17 protein-coding genes are annotated in these 18,250 nt (G+C 69.5%); 1 reads left to right on the top strand and 16 read right to left on the bottom strand.

The window, feature by feature from the left end:
* Positions 1-84 precede the first annotated feature (84 nt).
* The 13 genes from metK to pyrR all read right to left on the bottom strand — a co-directional run bounded on the left by metK (position 85) and on the right by pyrR (position 14,480).
* Positions 85-1,308 (bottom strand): methionine adenosyltransferase, encoded by a 1,224-nt coding sequence (gene metK / locus ACWD6R_RS15750; RefSeq protein WP_451819189.1) that lies wholly within the window; start codon positions 1,306-1,308, stop codon positions 85-87.
* Positions 1,309-1,540: 232 nt separating this feature from the next.
* Positions 1,541-2,752 carry a bifunctional phosphopantothenoylcysteine decarboxylase/phosphopantothenate--cysteine ligase CoaBC gene (gene coaBC, locus ACWD6R_RS15755; protein ID WP_451819190.1) on the bottom strand — a complete coding sequence of 404 codons (1,212 nt, stop codon included), beginning with the start codon at positions 2,750-2,752 and terminating at the stop codon, positions 1,541-1,543.
* A 147-nt stretch (positions 2,753-2,899) separates the two neighbouring features.
* Positions 2,900-3,172: a DNA-directed RNA polymerase subunit omega gene (rpoZ, locus tag ACWD6R_RS15760; RefSeq protein WP_037695306.1), complete on the bottom strand. Its 273-nt coding sequence runs from the start codon at positions 3,170-3,172 to the stop codon at positions 2,900-2,902.
* Between the two features lie 83 nt (positions 3,173-3,255).
* Positions 3,256-3,873, bottom strand: a complete 618-nt coding sequence (gene gmk, locus ACWD6R_RS15765; protein ID WP_451819191.1) for a guanylate kinase — start codon at positions 3,871-3,873, stop codon at positions 3,256-3,258.
* A 38-nt stretch (positions 3,874-3,911) separates the two neighbouring features.
* Entirely contained in the window at positions 3,912-4,235 is a 324-nt protein-coding gene (locus tag ACWD6R_RS15770) for an integration host factor (protein WP_014157387.1), read from the bottom strand.
* Between the two features lie 244 nt (positions 4,236-4,479).
* A complete protein-coding gene (pyrF, locus tag ACWD6R_RS15775) occupies positions 4,480-5,319 on the bottom strand; it encodes an orotidine-5'-phosphate decarboxylase (protein ID WP_451819192.1) in 840 nt (279 codons plus the stop codon).
* Positions 5,316-6,425: a quinone-dependent dihydroorotate dehydrogenase gene (locus tag ACWD6R_RS15780; RefSeq protein ID WP_451819193.1), complete on the bottom strand. Its 1,110-nt coding sequence runs from the start codon at positions 6,423-6,425 to the stop codon at positions 5,316-5,318. The genes pyrF and ACWD6R_RS15780 overlap by 4 nt, the downstream gene beginning before the upstream one ends.
* Positions 6,426-6,481: 56 nt before the next feature.
* Complete coding sequence (carB, locus tag ACWD6R_RS15785) at positions 6,482-9,790, bottom strand: carbamoyl-phosphate synthase large subunit (RefSeq protein ID WP_451819194.1); 3,309 nt, start codon at positions 9,788-9,790, stop codon at positions 6,482-6,484.
* A complete protein-coding gene (gene carA, locus ACWD6R_RS15790; RefSeq protein WP_451819195.1) occupies positions 9,783-10,925 on the bottom strand; it encodes a glutamine-hydrolyzing carbamoyl-phosphate synthase small subunit in 1,143 nt (380 codons plus the stop codon). The genes carB and carA overlap by 8 nt, the downstream gene beginning before the upstream one ends.
* Positions 10,922-11,500: a PH-like domain-containing protein gene (locus ACWD6R_RS15795; protein WP_451819196.1), complete on the bottom strand. Its 579-nt coding sequence runs from the start codon at positions 11,498-11,500 to the stop codon at positions 10,922-10,924. Before ACWD6R_RS15795 ends, carA begins: the two co-directional genes overlap by 4 nt.
* The gene (locus tag ACWD6R_RS15800) at positions 11,497-12,810 is read right to left on the bottom strand and encodes a dihydroorotase (RefSeq protein ID WP_451819197.1); all 1,314 of its coding nucleotides are present in this window, start codon (positions 12,808-12,810) and stop codon (positions 11,497-11,499) included. The genes ACWD6R_RS15795 and ACWD6R_RS15800 overlap by 4 nt, the downstream gene beginning before the upstream one ends.
* Positions 12,811-12,812: 2 nt before the next feature.
* Positions 12,813-13,814: an aspartate carbamoyltransferase catalytic subunit gene (locus tag ACWD6R_RS15805; RefSeq protein ID WP_451819198.1), complete on the bottom strand. Its 1,002-nt coding sequence runs from the start codon at positions 13,812-13,814 to the stop codon at positions 12,813-12,815.
* 81 nt (positions 13,815-13,895) lie between these two features.
* Positions 13,896-14,480 carry a bifunctional pyr operon transcriptional regulator/uracil phosphoribosyltransferase PyrR gene (pyrR, locus tag ACWD6R_RS15810; RefSeq protein WP_451819199.1) on the bottom strand — a complete coding sequence of 195 codons (585 nt, stop codon included), beginning with the start codon at positions 14,478-14,480 and terminating at the stop codon, positions 13,896-13,898.
* Positions 14,481-14,676: 196 nt separating this feature from the next.
* Here pyrR and bldD point away from each other — a divergent pair, with 196 nt between their 5' ends.
* Positions 14,677-15,177 (top strand): transcriptional regulator BldD, encoded by a 501-nt coding sequence (gene bldD, locus ACWD6R_RS15815; RefSeq protein ID WP_014044812.1) that lies wholly within the window; start codon positions 14,677-14,679, stop codon positions 15,175-15,177.
* Between the two features lie 824 nt (positions 15,178-16,001).
* Here the strand turns inward: bldD and nusB are convergent.
* Genes nusB through ACWD6R_RS15830 form a run of 3 tightly spaced genes read right to left on the bottom strand, consistent with a single transcriptional unit; the run spans position 16,002 to position 18,161 of the window.
* Positions 16,002-16,433, bottom strand: coding sequence for a transcription antitermination factor NusB (nusB, locus tag ACWD6R_RS15820; RefSeq protein ID WP_359112241.1), 432 nt, complete (start codon positions 16,431-16,433; stop codon positions 16,002-16,004).
* Positions 16,434-16,435: 2 nt separating this feature from the next.
* A complete protein-coding gene (gene efp / locus ACWD6R_RS15825) occupies positions 16,436-17,002 on the bottom strand; it encodes an elongation factor P (RefSeq protein ID WP_114243496.1) in 567 nt (188 codons plus the stop codon).
* A 49-nt stretch (positions 17,003-17,051) separates the two neighbouring features.
* On the bottom strand, positions 17,052-18,161 hold the full coding sequence (locus tag ACWD6R_RS15830) for an aminopeptidase P family protein (protein ID WP_451819200.1): 1,110 nt from the start codon (positions 18,159-18,161) through the stop codon (positions 17,052-17,054).
* Between the last annotated feature and the right edge of the window lie 89 nt (positions 18,162-18,250).

An 18,250-nucleotide genomic window follows, 5' to 3' on the forward strand; every position in this document is an offset into this window, starting at 1 on the left:
GCTGAACGTCCCGGCCGCACGCGCCGGGGCCCGGACACCGCGTGCGGCGTCCGGGCCCCGGCGTACAGAGCGAGCGCGGCAGGCCTACAGCCCGGCCGCCTTGCGCAGTGCTTCCACGCGGTCCGTGCGCTCCCAGGTGAAGTCGGGGAGCTCACGGCCGAAGTGGCCGTACGCCGCGGTCTGGGCGTAGATCGGACGCAGCAGGTCGAGGTCGCGGATGATCGCGGCCGGACGGAGGTCGAAGACCTCGCCGATGGCGTGCTCGATCTTCTCGGGCTCGACCGCGGCGGTGCCGAACGTCTCGACGAACAGGCCCACCGGCTCGGCCTTGCCGATCGCGTACGCGACCTGCACCTCGCAACGGGCCGCGAGGCCCGCCGCGACGACGTTCTTGGCGACCCAGCGCATCGCGTACGCCGCCGAGCGGTCAACCTTCGACGGGTCCTTGCCCGAGAAGGCGCCGCCGCCGTGGCGGGCCATGCCGCCGTACGTGTCGATGATGATCTTGCGGCCGGTCAGACCGGCATCGCCCATCGGGCCGCCGATCTCGAAGCGGCCGGTCGGGTTGACCAGCAGCCGGTAGCCGTCGGTGTCCAGCTTGATGCCGTCCTCGATCAGCTGCGCGAGGACGTGCTCGACGACGAACTCGCGGATGTCGGGGGCGAGCAGCGAGTCCAGGTCGATGTCGCTGGCGTGCTGCGAGGAGACGACGACGGTGTCGAGGCGGACAGCCTTGTCGCCGTCGTACTCGATGGTGACCTGAGTCTTGCCGTCGGGGCGCAGGTACGGGATGGTCCCGTTCTTACGGACCTCGGACAGCCGCCGGGAGAGCCGGTGCGCGATGTAGACCGGGAGCGGCATGAGCTCGGGCGTCTCGTCACAGGCGTAGCCGAACATCAGGCCCTGGTCGCCCGCGCCCTGCTTGTCGAGCTCGTCCTCCTCGTCCCTCCGGGAGGCACCCTCGACCCGCTTCTCGTAGGCGGTGTCGACGCCCTGGGCGATGTCGGGCGACTGTGCGCCGATGGACACCGAGACGCCGCAGGAGGCGCCGTCGAAGCCCTTCTTCGAGGAGTCGTAGCCGATCTCCAGGATCTTGTTGCGCACCAGAGTCGGGATGTCGGCGTAGGCCTTGGTCGTGACCTCACCCGCGACGTGCACCAGACCGGTGGTGATCAAGGTCTCGACAGCGACGCGCGAAGTCGGGTCCTCGCGCAGAAGGGCGTCGAGAATGGTGTCGCTGATCTGGTCAGCGATCTTGTCGGGGTGACCCTCGGTAACGGATTCCGAGGTGAAGAGACGGCGGGACACATCGCTCCCTGGGGTTGCAGCGGCTGCTGGCTGATCATTGGCGGACGGCCGGGAGCTGCGCCCGGCACGGTCCGGGACCAGTTTATCGGTCGCTGCCGCCTGCCGGACCACATGTCTCGCCCTTTGGGAGTTCTGTGACCTGCGGCACTGATGTCCGCGGTACGAGAATCACCCTCCGGAAAAGCCACTCAAGCCCGGATATGGATGGTTTTTCACCAGTCTGAGAGCTTAGTCACGCCTGGGATGAGAAGCGTGCCGACACGAGATCCCAGACCGTGTCGGCAAGCCCCTCCTTGGGACCGTACGGCACCGGGGTCTCGCCGCCGTCGGCCGCCAGGACCACCGCCTCGTTCTCCTCGGAGCCGAAGGTCTTGCGCTCCCCCACCTCATTGACGACGAGCAGGTCACAGCCCTTGCGCAGGAGCTTCTCGCGGCCGTTGGCGAGCACGTTGTCGGTCTCGGCGGCGAACCCGACGACGACCTGGTCCGGCGTTGCCCGCTCGGCGGAGACCTCGGCGAGGATGTCCGGATTACGGACGAGCACGATCGGCGCGGGCTCCTGGCCGTCCTTCTTCTTGATCTTCCCCTCGGCGTACTCGGCCGGGCGGAAATCGGCGACCGCGGCCGCCATCACCACGACATCGGCGTCGGACGCGGCCTTCAGCACCGCTTCTCGCAGCTGCACCGCGGTGCCGACCCGTACGACGTCGGCGCCCGCCGGATCGGGCAGTCCGGTGTTGGCCTCGATGAGCGTGACCCTGGCCCCACGGGCGACCGCGGTACGGGCCAGCGCGTACCCCTGCTTCCCGGAGGAGCGGTTGCCGAGGTAGCGGACCGGGTCGAGCGGCTCCCGCGTACCGCCCGCGCTGATCACCACATGGCGGCCCACCAGGTCCGGCGCGACGGGCCCGCGGGCCAGCACCCGGCGGCAGACCTCGAAGATCTCACCGGGATCGGGCAGCCGGCCCTTGCCGGTGTCGACGCCGGTGAGCCGGCCGACGGCGGGCTCGATGACGACGGTGCCACGCCGCCGCAGCGTGGCGACGTTCTCCTGGGTGGCGGGGTGCTCCCACATCTCGGTGTGCATGGCGGGCGCGAAGACCACCGGACAGCGAGCGGTGAGGAGCGTGTTGGTGAGCAGGTCGTCGGCGAGACCGTGGGCGGCCTTGGCGAGCATGTCGGCGGTGGCGGGGGCGACCACGACGAGGTCGGCGCCCTGCCCGATGCGGACGTGCGGCACCTCGTGGACGTCGTTCCACACCTCGGTCGACACCGGGTGGCCGGAGAGCGCCGACCAGGTGGCGGCGCCCACGAACTGGAGCGCGGATCCGGTCGGGACGACCCGTACGTCATGACCGGACTCGGTCAGCCGTCGCAGCAGCTCGCACGCCTTGTAGGCGGCGATGCCCCCGCTGACCCCCAGAACGACCTTCGGCTTCTCCACTGCGTCTCCCCGCGCTCGGGTACGTACTCGGACACGTACAACCCCCATGCTGCCTCACGGCACCGAAGGCGCCCCCACGCCCCCGGACACACCACAGGCCCGGCGATGGTGGCCGCCGGGCCTGTGGTGAAGGTGCTTTGTTCCTGCTTACTGAGCGGGGCCCTCGATGGCCTCGGAGGTCAGCAGGCCCGCGTTGATCTCGCGGAGCGAGATCGAGAGCGGCTTCTCGTGCACGTGGGTGTCGACGAGCGGACCGACGTACTCGAGGAGGCCCTCGCCGAGCTGCGAGTAGTACGCGTTGATCTGACGCGCGCGCTTGGCGGCGTAGATCACAAGGCTGTACTTCGAGTCGGTGGCCTCAAGGAGCTCATCAATCGGCGGGTTGATGATGCCCTCGGGCGTGGTGATGGAAGAGGACACTCTCTGCCTTCCGAAGGGGGTAAAGATCAAAGAAATCTTTGATACTGCGGATTCCGCCGGGGTGGTGCTCCGGTTCGGCTGATTCAGGCGCTGCTGTCACGGCGGGCGGAAGCCTGAAGCATCAAGGCTAGCAGCTCACGTGATACGTCCTCGACGGAGGTGTTGACCAACGTCGTATCGAACTCGGATTCGGCGGCGAGCTCGACCTTCGCGGCGGCAAGCCGACGCTCGATCACCTCGGGTGCCTCGGTCCCGCGGCCGGTGAGCCGGCGCACCAGCTCGTCCCAGCTCGGCGGGGCGAGGAAGACCAGCTGCGCGTCGGACATCGACTGACGGACCAGCCGGGCACCCTGGAGATCGATCTCCAGGAGGACCGGCTCGCCCGCGTCGAGGCGTTCGACCACGGCGCGGCGCGGTGTGCCGTACCGGTTGCCGGCGAATTCGGCCCACTCCAGCAGTTCGCCGTTGGCGATCAGCTTGTCGAACTCGTCGTTGTCCACGAAGAAGTAGTGGACACCGTTGCGCTCTCCGGGGCGCGGCTTGCGGGTCGTCGCCGACACCGAGAGCCAGACCTCGGGGTGCACCTTGCGCATGTGAGCGACGACCGTGCTCTTGCCGACACCGGAGGGGCCGGAGAGCACGGTCAGCCGCGGACGTACGTCCGGGGGTACGGGGGACGTCCCCCGGGATGTTGCAGCCATGAAGCGATTATCCCCGTTCTCAGGGGTGCCTGAGAACGTCAGGCGGCTGAGCCGCCGAACTCTCGCTCCAAGGAAGCGATCTGATTGGAGCCGAGACCCCGCACACGACGGCTCTCGGAGATCCCGAGCCGCTCCATGATCTGCTTGGCGCGGACCTTGCCCACGCCGGGCAGGGACTCCAGAAGGGCGGAGACCTTCATCTTGCCGATGACGTCGTTCTCCTGGCCCTGCTTGATGACCTCGTGGAGCGAGGCGCCGGAGTGCTTGAGTCGATTCTTGACCTCGGCCCGCTCCCGGCGAGCCGCGGCGGCCTTTTCGAGCGCGGCTGCGCGCTGTTCAGGGGTAAGGGGCGGAAGAGCCACGCCTACGTCACCTCGGATGTCGATCTATCGGATACGGACCAGTGAGGAACCTAGTCGCCCCACACCTGATGAGCAACGAACAACCTGTGCACGTTGGCTCTCGACGGAGACTAGCGGCCAAGGCCGCCGGAGTCAGCGAGAACGGACGAAAAGTCCTGGTCAGCCTTAGCCGACCAGGACATTTCAGACATAACAGCCGAGTTTTCAGGTCATGATTCCGTCAACACGCTGTTACATGGCATGGTCAGCTTTCCTGAACGGCTGCACGGACCTCATCCGTGAGCCGTTCGGCGGCTTCGCGCAGCCCCGACGCGTCCGGTCCGTGGCGCAGCACGCCCCGGCTCACGCTCGGCAGCACGTTGCCCACCGCGGCACCGAAGACACCCGGCAGATCGGCGGGGGTGGCACCCTGGGCGCCGATCCCGGGGGCCAGCAGCGGTCCGTTGACCGCCAGATCCACCCCCGCGTCGCCGAGCGTGGCGCCGATCACAACGCCGACCGAGCCGAGCGGCTCGGCGCCCTCGTTCTCGGCGGCCACGTGGTCGAGCATCACCTGGGCCAGCGACCGGCCGTCCGCGGCGGTGGCGCGCTGCACCTCGGCGCCCTCGGGATTGGAGGTGAGTCCGAGGACGAAGACGCCCGCACCGGAGAGGACGGCCGCGTCGAGCGCCGGGCGCAGCGAGCCGAAGCCGAGGTACGGCGAGACGGTGAGCGCGTCGGAGAACAACGGCGATTCCTTGTCCAGGTAGGTCGCCGCGTAGGCGCCCATGGTGGAGCCGATGTCACCGCGCTTGGCGTCCATCAGGACGAGCGCGCCGGCCGCCCGCGCCTCCTCGACGCCCTTCTCCAGGACGGCGATGCCGCGCGAGCCGAACCGCTCGAAGAACGCGGACTGCGGCTTGAGGACGGCCACCCGGTCGGCCAGCGCCTCGACGACGGTGCGGGTGAAGCGCTCCAGGCCCGCGATGTCGTCGTTCAGACCCCAGGAGGTGAGCAGCGAGGCGTGCGGGTCGATGCCGACGCAGAGCGGCCCGCGGATGTCCATGGCGCGGCGCAGTCGTGCGCCGAAGGGTTCAAGAGTCACTTCGTGGCCTTCCGGGTCTCGGCGCCGACGGCCTCGGCGAGGGTGGCGTACGGGGAGGCGGCGAGGCGTGCGGCCAGGCCCTTGTGGATCGCGCGGGCGTAGAACGGGCCCTCGTAGATGAAGGCGCTGTAGCCCTGGACGAGGGTGGCGCCGGCGAGGATGCGCTGCCAGGCGTCCTCGGCGGTCTCGATGCCGCCGACGCCCACCAGGGTGATCTCGTCGCCGACCCGCGTGTAGAGGCGCCGCAGGACCTCCAGGGAGCGCGCCTTGAGGGGCGCGCCGGAGAGTCCGCCGGTCTCCTTGACGAGCGACGGTGAGGACTTCAGCCCGAGGCCGTCGCGGGCGATGGTGGTGTTGGTGGCGATGATGCCGTCAAGGCCGAGCTCGACCGCGAGGTCGGCGACCGCGTCGACGTCCTCGTCGGCGAGGTCGGGGGCGATCTTGACGAGGAGCGGGACCCGGCGCTCGGTGACGGTCCGGTCGGCCGCCTCGCGCACGGCGGTGAGCAGCGGGCGCAGCGCCTCGGTGGCCTGGAGGTTGCGCAGACCGGGCGTGTTGGGCGAGGAGACGTTGACAACGAGGTAGTCGGCGTGGCGGGCGAGCCGCTCGGTGGACTTCACGTAGTCGCCGACGGCCTCGGCCTCCGGCACAACCTTGGTCTTGCCGATGTTGACCCCGACCGTCGTCCGGAAGACGGGGTTACGGGCGGCCAGGCGCTCGGCCACGGCCGCGGAGCCCTCGTTGTTGAACCCCATGCGGTTGATCAGCCCGCGGTCCGCCACGAGGCGGAAGAGGCGCTTCTTGGGGTTGCCGGGCTGCGGCTCGCCGGTTACCGTACCGATCTCGATGTGGTCGAAGCCGAGCATCGACATGCCGTCGATCGCGACGGCGTTCTTGTCGAAGCCCGCGGCGAGGCCGAACGGGCCGTGCATGCGCAGACCGAGGGCCTCGGTTCGCAGCTCCTTGTAGCGGGGGGCGAGCGCCGCGGCGACGAAGGTGCGAAGGACGGGGATGCGGGCCGCGAGGCGGATCCACCGGAAGGCCAGGTAGTGGGCCTGCTCCGGGTCCATCCGCTTGAAGACCAGCCGGAAGAAGAACGTGTACATGGGTGTGTCCTCACAGAGAGGGGGACACCGTTTCCGGTGTCCCCCTGCTGGGCTGCCTAGTCGCGGGCCGCGGTCAGATGTTCCGCGTGTTCCTGGAGGGAACGTACGCCGACGTCTCCGTGGGTGAGCGCGTCGATGCCCTGGACAGCGGCGGCGAGCGCCTGGACCGTGGTCAGGCACGGCACCGCGCGGGCCACGGCCGCGGTACGGATCTCGTAGCCGTCGAGGCGGCCGCCCGTCCCGTACGGCGTGTTGACGATCAGGTCGACCTCGCCGTCGTGGATGAGCTGGACGATGGTCTTCTCGCCGTTCGGGCCCTCGCCCTCGGACTGCTTGCGCACGACGGTGGCGTTGATGCCGTTGCGCTTGAGGACCTCGGCGGTGCCGGAGGTGGCCATCAGCTCGAAGCCGTGGGCGACCAGCTCGCGGGCCGGGAAGATCATCGAGCGCTTGTCGCGGTTGGCGACGGAGATGAAGGCACGGCCCTTGGTGGGCAGCGGGCCGTACGCGCCGGCCTGCGACTTGGCGTACGCCGTGCCGAAGACCGAGTCGATGCCCATGACCTCACCGGTGGAGCGCATCTCCGGGCCCAGGACCGTGTCGACGCCGCGGCCGTGGATGTCGCGGAACCGCGACCACGGCATGACGGCCTCCTTGACGGAGATCGGCGCGTCGAGCGGCAGGGTGCCGCCGTCGCCGTTCCTCGGCAGCAGGCCCTCCTCGCGGAGCTCGGCGACGGTCGCGCCCAGCGAGATGCGGGCGGCGGCCTTGGCGAGCGGCACCGCGGTCGCCTTCGAGGTGAAGGGGACGGTGCGGGAGGCGCGCGGGTTGGCCTCCAGGACGTACAGGATGTCGCCGGAGAGCGCGAACTGGATGTTGATCAGCCCACGGACGCCGACGCCCTTGGCGATGCCCTCGGTGGAGGCGCGCAGCCGCTTGATGTCGTAGCCGCCGAGGGTGATCGGGGGCAGCGCACAGGCGGAGTCGCCGGAGTGGATGCCGGCCTCCTCGATGTGCTCCATGACACCGCCGAGGTAGAGCTCGGTGCCGTCGTAGAGCGCGTCGACGTCGATCTCGATGGCGTCGTCGAGGAAGCGGTCGACCAGGACCGGACGGGTGGGGCTGATCTCGGTCGACTCGGCGATGTACGAGGAGAGCCGCGTCTCGTCGTACACGATCTCCATGCCGCGGCCGCCGAGCACGTACGACGGGCGCACGAGGACGGGGTAACCGATCTCGTCGGCGATGGACTTGGCCTCGGCGAACGTGGTGGCGGTGCCGTGCTTCGGGGCCGGGAGTCCGGCCTCGGCCAGGACACGGCCGAACGCGCCGCGGTCCTCGGCTGCGTGGATCGCCTCCGGGGAGGTGCCGACGACCGGCACCCCGTTGTCCTTGAGCGCCTGCGACAGACCCAGCGGGGTCTGGCCGCCGAGCTGGACGATGACACCGGCGATCGGGCCCGCGAGGGACTCGGCGTGCACGATCTCCAGCACGTCCTCGAGCGTCAGCGGCTCGAAGTACAGGCGGTCGGAGGTGTCGTAGTCGGTGGAGACGGTCTCCGGGTTGCAGTTGACCATCACGGTCTCGTAGCCCGCGTCGCTCAGCGCGAAGGAGGCGTGGACGCAGGAGTAGTCGAACTCGATGCCCTGACCGATGCGGTTGGGGCCGGAGCCGAGGATGATCACCGCGGGCTTGGTGCGGGTCGCGACCTCGCTCTCCTCGTCGTACGAGGAGTAGAAGTACGGCGTGTTCGCGGCGAATTCGGCGGCGCAGGTGTCGACCGTCTTGTACACCGGGCGGATACCGAGGGCGTGCCGCACCTCACGGACGACGTCCTCGCGCAGACCGCGGATCTCGGCGATCTGGACATCGGAGAATCCGTGCCGCTTGGCCTCGGCGAGCAGCTCGGGACCGAGCTTGTCGGCGGCGGCCAACCCGTCGGCGATCTCCTTGATCAGGAAGAGCTGGTCGACGAACCAGGGGTCGATCTTCGTGGCGTCGAAGACTTCTTCCTGGGTGGCGCCGGCCCGGATCGCCTGCATGACCGTGTTGATCCGGCCGTCGGTCGGGCGGACCGCTTCGGCCAGCAGCTCGGCCTTGTCGCCGGGCTCACCGGTGAAGGCGAACTGTGAGCCCTTCTTCTCCAGGGAGCGCAGCGCCTTCTGGAGCGCCTCGGTGAAGTTGCGGCCGATCGCCATGGCCTCGCCCACCGACTTCATGGTGGTGGTGAGGGTCGAGTCGGCGGACGGGAACTTCTCGAAGGCGAACCGCGGGGCCTTGACGACGACATAGTCGAGCGTCGGCTCGAAGGAGGCCGGGGTCTTCTCGGTGATGTCGTTCGGGATCTCGTCGAGCGTGTAGCCGACGGCCAGCTTGGCGGCGATCTTGGCGATCGGGAAGCCGGTGGCCTTCGACGCCAGCGCCGAGGAGCGGGAGACGCGCGGGTTCATCTCGATCACGATGACCCGGCCGTCGGTCGGGTCGATGGCGAACTGGATGTTGCAGCCGCCGGTGTCGACGCCGACCTCGCGGATGATCGCGATGCCGATGTCGCGCAGCCGCTGGTACTCGCGGTCGGTGAGCGTCATCGCCGGGGCGACGGTGATCGAGTCACCCGTGTGAACGCCCATCGGGTCGAAGTTCTCGATGGAGCAGACAACCACGACGTTGTCGTGCTTGTCGCGCATCAGCTCCAGCTCGTACTCCTTCCAGCCGAGGATGGACTCCTCCAGGAGCACCTCGGTGGTCGGGGAGAGCGTGAGGCCCTGACCGGCGATCCGGCGCAGCTCCTCCTCGTCGTGCGCGAAGCCGGAACCGGCGCCGCCCATCGTGAAGGAGGGGCGGACGACGACGGGGTAGCCGCCGAGCGTGTCGACGCCCTGGATCACGTCGTCCATCGTGTGGCAGATGACCGAGTGGGCGGACTCGCCGTGGCCGATCTTCGCGTTGACGGCCTCGACGACGCCCTTGAAGAGGTCGCGGTCCTCGCCCTTGTTGATGGCTTCGACATTGGCGCCGATGAGCTCGACGCCGTACTTCTCCAGAACACCGTTCTCGTGCATGGAGATCGCGGTGTTGAGCGCGGTCTGGCCGCCCAGCGTCGGGAGCAGCGCGTCGGGGCGCTCCTTGGCGATGATCTTCTCGACGAACTCGGGGGTGATCGGCTCGACGTACGTGGCGTCGGCGATCTCCGGGTCGGTCATGATCGTCGCCGGATTGGAGTTCACCAGGATGACGCGCAGGCCCTCGGCCTTGAGGACGCGGCAGGCCTGGGTGCCGGAGTAGTCGAACTCGGCGGCCTGACCGATGACGATCGGGCCGGAGCCGATGACCAGGACGGACTGGATATCGGAGCGCTTAGGCACGCTGGCCCTCCATCAGAGATACGAAGCGGTCGAAGAGGTACGCGGCGTCGTGCGGGCCCGCGGCTGCTTCGGGGTGGTACTGGACGCTGAAGGCAGGCTGGTCGAGGAGTTGCAGCCCCTCGACGACCTGGTCGTTCAGGCAGACGTGGGAGACCTCGGCGCGGCCGAACTTCGTGTCCGACACCTTGTCCAGCGGGGTGTCGACGGCGAAGCCGTGGTTGTGCGCGGTGACCTCGACCTTGCCGGTCGTGCGGTCCTGCACCGGCTGGTTGATGCCGCGGTGGCCGTACTTGAGCTTGTACGTGCCGAAGCCGAGCGCGCGGCCCAGGATCTGATTGCCGAAGCAGATGCCGAAGAGCGGCGTCTTCCGCTCCAGGACGCCCTGCATGACGGAGACCGGGTGGTCGGCGGTGGCCGGGTCACCGGGGCCGTTGGAGAAGAAGACTCCGTCGGGCCGGACCGCGTACACCTCGTCGAGGGTGGCGGTGGCGGGCAGGACGTGCACCTCGATACCGCGCTCGGCCATCCGGTGCGGGGTCATGCCCTTGATGCCGAGGTCGATCGCGGCGACGGTGAACTTCTTGGTGCCGATCGCGGGGACGACGTACGTCTCCTTGGTCGCGACCTCGGTGGAGAGGTCGGCGCCCACCATCTCGGGGGCTTCCAGCACCCGGGCCAGCAGCGTGGCCTCGTCGGCGACCACGTCGCCGGAGAAGATGCCGACGCGCATGGCGCCGCGCTCGCGCAGGTGGCGGGTGAGGGCGCGGGTGTCGATGCCGCTGATGCCGACGACGCCCTGGCGCTCCAGCTCCTCGTCGAGCGAACGCTGCGAGCGCCAGTTGGACGGCACCCGTGCGGGGTCGCGCACCACGTAGCCGGCGACCCAGATCTGCTGGGACTCGGGGTCCTCGTCGTTCACCCCGGTGTTGCCGACGTGCGGGGCTGTCATCACGACGACCTGGCGGTGGTACGAGGGGTCGGTCAGGGTCTCCTGGTAGCCGGTCATGCCGGTGGAGAACACGGCCTCGCCGAAGGTCTCCCCCACGGCCCCGTAGGCGCGGCCGCGGAAGGCGCGGCCGTCCTCCAGGACGAGTACGGCGGGAGCTTTGGCGGCTCCCCGGGTGGAGATGGTCATCGTGCGGTGCCTTCCGTAGTGCTGGTGAGGTGGTGAATGGCGTCGACCCAGGCCGGGTGTTCGGCCGAGCGGTCGGAGCGGAAGCCGGAGTCGATCAGCTTGTCGCCGAGCGCCCAGGTGATGATCAGCAGGCCGCCCTCGGGGAGGACCTTGCCCGCGATGCCCTTGTCGAGCCGGGCGTCACGCAGCTGCGCGGCCGGGACGAAGAAGTCGGCTGCTCCGGGGCGTACGACGTCGAGTCCCTGCTCGGTCAGCGTGAGCTCCACGCGGCTGCGGGTACCGAGGCCGTGGGCGACGATCCGGTCGAGCCACTGCCCCGCGGTCGTCGAGGCGTGGTAGCGGCCGGTCATCGTCTGCAGCGGCTCGCCGTCGGCGTACCCCTCCGGCGTGGCGGGCAGCTCCGGCAGATCGGACTGCAGGCTCCCCCGCCACTTCCACCCCTGGCGCATCAGCCAGTAGATGAAGGCGATGAAGACGATCAGTCCGATCACCCAGCTGATGCGGGCGGACCAATCGGTCACGTCCGCCGACTTCTGCTCGGCGGCCAGCTGGTACAGGGGGGTCAGTGATTTCACGCGAGCTTCCCGTCGACGACCGTGGCGCGGCCCCGCAGGAACGTATGGGTGACGCGACCCGGCAGCTCGCGCCCTTCGTACGGGGTGTTGCGGCTGCGGGAGGCGAAGCCCGCGGGGTCCACGACTCCACGGTATGCCGGATCGACCAGCGTGAGGTTGGCAGGCTCACCGGCCGAGACGGGGCGGCCGTGTCCGTCGAGCCGGCCAATGGCGGCCGGGCGGAACGACATCCGGTCGGCGACGCCCGCCCAGTCGAGGAGCCCCGTCTCGACCATCGTCTGCTGGACGACGGAGAGCGCGGTCTCCAGACCCACCATGCCCATGGCGGCCGCGGCCCACTCGCAGTCCTTGTCCTCGTGCGGGTGCGGGGCATGGTCGGTGGCGACGCAGTCGATCGTGCCGTCGGCGAGCGCCTCGCGCAGGGCCAGCACGTCGGCCTCGGTGCGCAGCGGCGGGTTCACCTTGTAGACCGGGTTGTACGACCGTACGAGCTCGTCGGTGAGGAGCAGGTGGTGCGGGGTGACCTCGGCGGTCACGTTCCAGCCCTTGGACTTGGCCCAGCGGACGATCTCCACCGAGCCGGCGGTCGACAGGTGGCAGATGTGCACCCGGGAGCCGACGTGGGCGGCGAGGAGAACATCGCGGGCGATGATCGACTCCTCGGCGACGGCCGGCCATCCGCCGAGACCGAGCTCGGCCGAGACGATGCCCTCGTTCATCTGGGCGCCCTCGGTCAGGCGGGGCTCCTGGGCGTGCTGGGCGACGACACCGTCGAACGCCTTCACGTACTCCAGCGCGCGCCGCATGATCACCGCGTCGTCGACACACTTGCCGTCGTCGGAGAAGACTTTCACTCCGGCGGCCGAATCGTTCATGGCGCCGAGCTCGGCGAGCTGCTTGCCCTCCAGCCCGACGGTGACGGCGCCGATCGGCTGCACGTCGCAGTAGCCGGACTCCCTGCCGAGCCGCCAGACCTGCTCGACGACACCGGCGGTGTCGGCGACCGGGAAGGTGTTGGCCATGGCGTGCACGGCGGTGAAGCCACCGACCGCCGCCGCCTTGGTGCCGGTGAGAACGGTCTCGGAGTCCTCGCGCCCGGGCTCACGCAGATGGGTGTGCAGGTCGACCAGACCGGGCAGCAGAATCTGCCCCTCGGCTTCGACGACGGTCGCGTCGCCGGCATCGATACCGGCACCACTCCAGTCGATTTCGCCCTGCCGGGCGGTGGCGGCAATGGTCTCGCCGTCGATCAGGACGTCCTGGGGGTCGCCGCCGAGGACCTTCGCGCCGCGGATAAGGATCTTGCTCATGATTACTTGTTCTCCTCGGAATCAGCGGGGCGCGCAGCACTTCGATCAAGGGTGGTGGCGGGCTCGGACCCACCCAGCAGCAGATAGAGCACCGCCATCCGGATGGAGACACCGTTGGCGACCTGCTCGACGGCCGTGCAGCGGTCGGAGTCGGCGACCTCGGCGGTGATCTCCATGCCGCGGACCATCGGGCCGGGGTGCATGACGATGGCGTGCTCCGGCATCTTGGCCATGCGCTCGCCGTCCAGGCCGTAGCGGCGGGAGTACTCGCGCTCGGTCGGGAAGTACGCGGCGTTCATCCGTTCACGCTGCACACGCAGCATCATCACCGCGTCGGACTTCGGCAGCACCTCGTCGAGGCTGTAGCTGACCTCGCAGGGCCACTGCTCCACACCCACCGGCACGAGGGTCGGCGGGGCCACCAGGGTGACATGGGCGCCGAGCGTGTGCAGCAGGTGGACATTGGAGCGGGCGACCCGGCTGTGCAGGATGTCGCCGACGATGGTGATCCGCCGTCCGTCCAGGTCCCGGCCCAGGCCGGCGTCGGCGCCGACCAGCCGGCGACGCATGGTGAACGCGTCGAGCAACGCCTGGGTGGGGTGCTCATGGGTGCCGTCACCGGCGTTGACGACGGCACCGTCGATCCAGCCGGACGTCGCGAGGCGGTACGGGGCGCCGGAGGCACCGTGCCGGATGACGACGGCGTCGGCGCCCATCGCCTCCAGGGTCAGCGCGGTGTCCTTGAGCGACTCGCCCTTGGAGACCGACGAGCCCTTTGCGGAGAAGTTGATGACATCGGCGGAGAGGCGCTTGGCAGCGGCCTCGAAGGAGATGCGGGTGCGCGTCGAGTCCTCGAAGAAGAGGTTGACGACGGTACGGCCGCGCAGGGTCGGGAGTTTCTTGATCGGCCGGTCCGCTACCCGGGCCATCTCCTCGGCGGTGTCGAGGATCAGGACGGCGTCGTCGCGGGTGAGGTCGGCGGCCGAGATGAGGTGACGCTTCATCTGGGTGTTCTCCTGGAGAGTTCAGGCATGCGGGCGTGCGGAAGCTGTCGTACGACCGGTGCGTCGTACGGATGTGTGCAGCTACTGCTCGCCTGCCGGGGCGGTCTGCTGGACGCCGAGCAGTACGGCGTCACGGCCGTCCTCCTCGGCGAGCTGGACCTTGACCGTCTCCCGCAGCGACGTGGGGAGGTTCTTGCCGACGTAGTCGGCACGGATCGGGAGCTCGCGGTGGCCGCGGTCGACGAGGACCGCAAGTTGCACCGCGCGGGGCCGGCCGATGTCGCCGAGCGCGTCGAGCGCGGCGCGGATCGTGCGGCCGGAGAAGAGAACATCGTCCACCAGGACGACCAGGCAGCCCTCGATGCCCTCGCCGGGGATCTCGGTGCGGGCCAGGGCGCGCGCCGGGCGCAGCCGCAGGTCGTCGCGGTACATGGTGATGTCGAGGGAGCCGACCGGCATCTTCCGGCCGGTGATCTCCTGGAGCTTGTCGGCGAGCCGACGGGCGAGAAAGACGCCTCGGGTCGGGATGCCGAGCAGGACCACGTCCTCGGCGCCCTTGGCGCGTTCGACGATTTCGTGGGCGATGCGGGTCAGTACTCGGGCGATGTCGGGAGCCTCCAGAACGGGGCGTGCCGCATTGCCGGTGGCTTCGTGCTGTGCGTCCATAAGAAACGGACCTCCTTCTCCGCCTCACTGGACGGACCTTAAAGGACGTCGAAATTGCGTCATCAACGTTACCAGGGCTTGAACCAGGCCCTGGTCGCACCCCCGGGAGGTGCCGGTCCGGACCATTCGGCTTGACGCATCCAAGTAACGCTGCGTAACCTCACAGTGAGTTACCAGACTTCGTCCGGGGAGCCTTATGTCCAGCGAATACGCAAAACAGCTCGGGGCCAAGCTCCGTGCCATCCGCACCCAGCAGGGCCTCTCCCTCCATGGCGTGGAGGAGAAGTCCCAGGGCCGCTGGAAGGCCGTCGTGGTCGGCTCGTACGAGCGCGGCGACCGCGCCGTGACCGTACAGCGCCTCGCCGAGCTGGCGGACTTCTACGGGGTCCCGGTGCAGGAGCTTCTGCCCGGTACGACGCCGGGCGGGGCCGCAGAGCCGCCGCCGAAGCTCGTCCTGGACCTGGAGCGCCTCGCCCACGTCCCGCCGGAGAAGGCCGGACCGCTGCAGCGCTACGCCGCGACGATCCAGAGCCAGCGCGGTGACTACAACGGCAAGGTGCTCTCGATCCGCCAGGACGACCTGCGCACGCTGGCTGTGATCTACGACCAGTCGCCGTCCGTGCTCACGGAACAGCTGATCAGCTGGGGCGTGCTGGACGCGGACGCGCGTCGCGCGGTTGCCCACGAGGAAGGCTGACGTCCGGGGCTGAAGCCCCGGCCAGCAGAAACGTACCGCCGGGTTGCCGGGCGCCTTTTCGGGCCCGGCAACCCGGCGTTTTTTCTGCCCCGGTCCGGGGCTGGGGCCGGTCCGGCGCGATGCGCCCCGGTCCGGGGTGCGGGGCCGCCCCGGCAGGCGGTGCGGTCCTCGCACCCGGGTCCGGGGTGCGGGGTTCCGTCCTCAATCTCCCCCATAGCCTTAAGGGCATGGGGGGACCCCCTCGACGGGCTGGATTTTCGGCGCCGTGCCCCGTGGGTGCGGGCCGCCTGCCCGGTGGTGGGGTGGGCGGGGCCCCTCCGGGGCGTCTCCTCAGAACTGGCTCGGAAACCAGCAACGCGGGCGTTCCCGGCACGTGCGCCAGTCCCTGCGGGGACTCCCCTGCACGGCCCCACCCAGGCATCACTCACGCCCGCGACCCGGCGGTCGTGACAAGAAGGCACACCGGGCCGCTGACGCGCGACGGCCGGTCCGGGGCCGTGCAGGGGAGTCCCCGCAGGACGACGAACAAAGACCCGGGCTCCCCCGCGTACCCGCCGAACGTTCGTCGTTCGAGGAGACACCCCGGAGGGGCCCCGGACCACCACCCACAGGGCAGGCGACGGTGCCACCAGGGGCCAGACTGACACCTCAAGCCCGTCGAGGGGGTCCCCCATGCCCTTAAGGCTATGGGGGAGATTGAGGACGGAACCCCCGCCCCGGACCGGGGCACCGCACCACGCGACGCCCCGCCCAGGGGCCCCGCACGCCGAAGGGCCCACGGTCACCCGACCGTGGGCCCTTCGAGGGCTGAACGCCGCCGCAGCCTACGCCTCGCGGCGAAGGTTCGGCTTGAGGTCCTTGAACCGGGCGAGCAGCCCGTTCACAAAGGACGGGGAGTCATCCGTGGAGAACTCCTTGGCAAGCTGGACCGCCTCGTCGATGACCACCGCGTCCGGCGTCCCGTCCACCCAGATCAGCTCGTACGCACCGAGCCGCAGGATGTTCCGGTCGACGACCGGCATGCGGTCGATCTCCCAGTCCACGGCGTAGGTGATGATGAGGTCGTCGATCCGGTCCGCGTACTGCGCGTACCCCTCGACGAGCTCCATCGTGTACTCGGTGACCGGCGGCTGACGGGTGTCGGACCGCGAGTGCCGAACCCAGTCCGCGAGGACCGTCTGCACGGACTCACCGCGCTGGTCGGCCTCGAAGAGGATCTGGAAGGCGCGCTTGCGGGCCGTGTTCCGGGCAGCCACGGTTAGCTGTTCACCCGGCCGAGGTAGTCGCCCGTGCGGGTGTCGACCTTGATCTTCTCACCGGTGGTGATGAAGAGCGGGACGCCGATCTCGTAACCGGTCTCCAGCGTGGCGGGCTTGGTGCCACCGGTGGAGCGGTCGCCCTGGACGCCCGGGTCGGTGTGCTGGATGGTCAGCTCGACGGCGGCCGGCAGCTCGACGTAGAGCACCTCGCCCTCGTGCTGGGCCACGGAGGCGGTGAAGCCCTCGATGAGGAAGTTGGCGGCGTTGCCGACAGCCTTGCGGTCGACCATGAGCTGGTCGTACGTGTCCATGTCCATGAAGACGAAGTACTCGCCGTCCATGTACGAGAACTGCATGTCGCGGCGGTCAATGGTGGCCGTCTCGACCTTCACGCCGGCGTTGAACGTCTTGTCGACGACCTTGCCGGAGAGCACGTTCTTGAGCTTGGTGCGCACGAAAGCCGGGCCCTTGCCGGGCTTGACGTGCTGGAACTCGACGACGGACCAGAGCTGGCCCCCGTCGAGCTTGAGCACCAGGCCGTTCTTGAGGTCGTTCGTGGAAGCCACGGTTGCGGAATCTCCTGGACTGAAGCTGGTGGACGGCCAAGGATGCGCGCTAGAGCGCGAGCAGCTCCTTGGTCGTAATGGTGAGTAGCTCGGGTCCGCCGTCCGCCTCGGGGCGCACGACGAGCGTGTCATCGATCCGGACCCCGCCCCGGCCCGGGAGGTGGACCCCCGGTTCGACGGTGACCGGCACACAAGCGTCCAGTTTACCCATGGCTGCCGGTGCCAGCTGCGGGTCCTCGTCGATTTCGAGTCCCACACCGTGCCCGGTCCAGGGTGCGAGGCCCTCTCCGTGGCCTGCGGAGTCCAGGAGATACCGGGCCGCGCGGTCCACATCGCGGTACGCCGCGCCCGGCACGAGAGCCTCGCGTCCGGCCCGCTGAGCGGCGAAAACCAGGTCGTACAGATCGATCTGCCAGGCGGCCGGCGCGGTCCCGATGACAAACGTACGGCCGATCTCGCACCGGTAGCCTCGATAGTTCGCGCCGAGACAGACGGAGAGGAAATCTCCCTCCTCCACGCGCCGGTCCGAGGGCCGGTGGCGGCCCTGACCCGAGTTGGGTCCGGTGGCGACCGAGGTGGCGAAGGCGGGGCCGTCGGCGCCGTGGTCCACCAGCCGCCGTTCCAGTTCCAGGGCGAGGTGCCGTTCGGTGCGGCCGACCAGAATCGATTCGAGAAGTTCGCCGAGCGCCTGGTCGGTGATCTCGGCGGCGATCCGCAGGCAGGCGATCTCCTCCTCGTCCTTGACGATGCGCAGCTGCTCGACCGTGGCGCCGAGATCGGTCAGCCGGAGCCGCGGGGCCACCGAGCCCATGGCCCGGTGGCGGGTGACCGTCAGATCGTGTTCCTCGACGGCAAGCGATTCCGCGCCGGAGGTGGTGGCCAGGTCTGCTGCGGCGACCGCCGGGTCGTCGCCGCCGGAGGTGGGCAACAGGGCCAGCCGCAGCTGGTCGTCGGTGTGCCCGTGGTCGGGTTCGCCGGTCGGCGCGCGGGGGCAGAGCAGAACGTCCTCGTCGGGGCCGAGCAGCAGTACGGCACCCGGGGGCGCTCCGCCCGCGAGATAGCGGACGTTGGCGGGGCGGGAGACCAGGGCGGCCGCGGATCCGACGGCGGCGCACCGGTCGCGGAGCAGCCCGCGGCGAACGGCGTACACCTCTGACATGCCACGAGCCTACGAGCGGGGGCGCCGGGCCGCCCGGTCAGCGCATCCGACCGGTGGGCGGCCGCCCACCGCCACCGGACCGGGACCGG

This window comes from Streptomyces sp. NPDC005151, assembly GCF_053599875.1.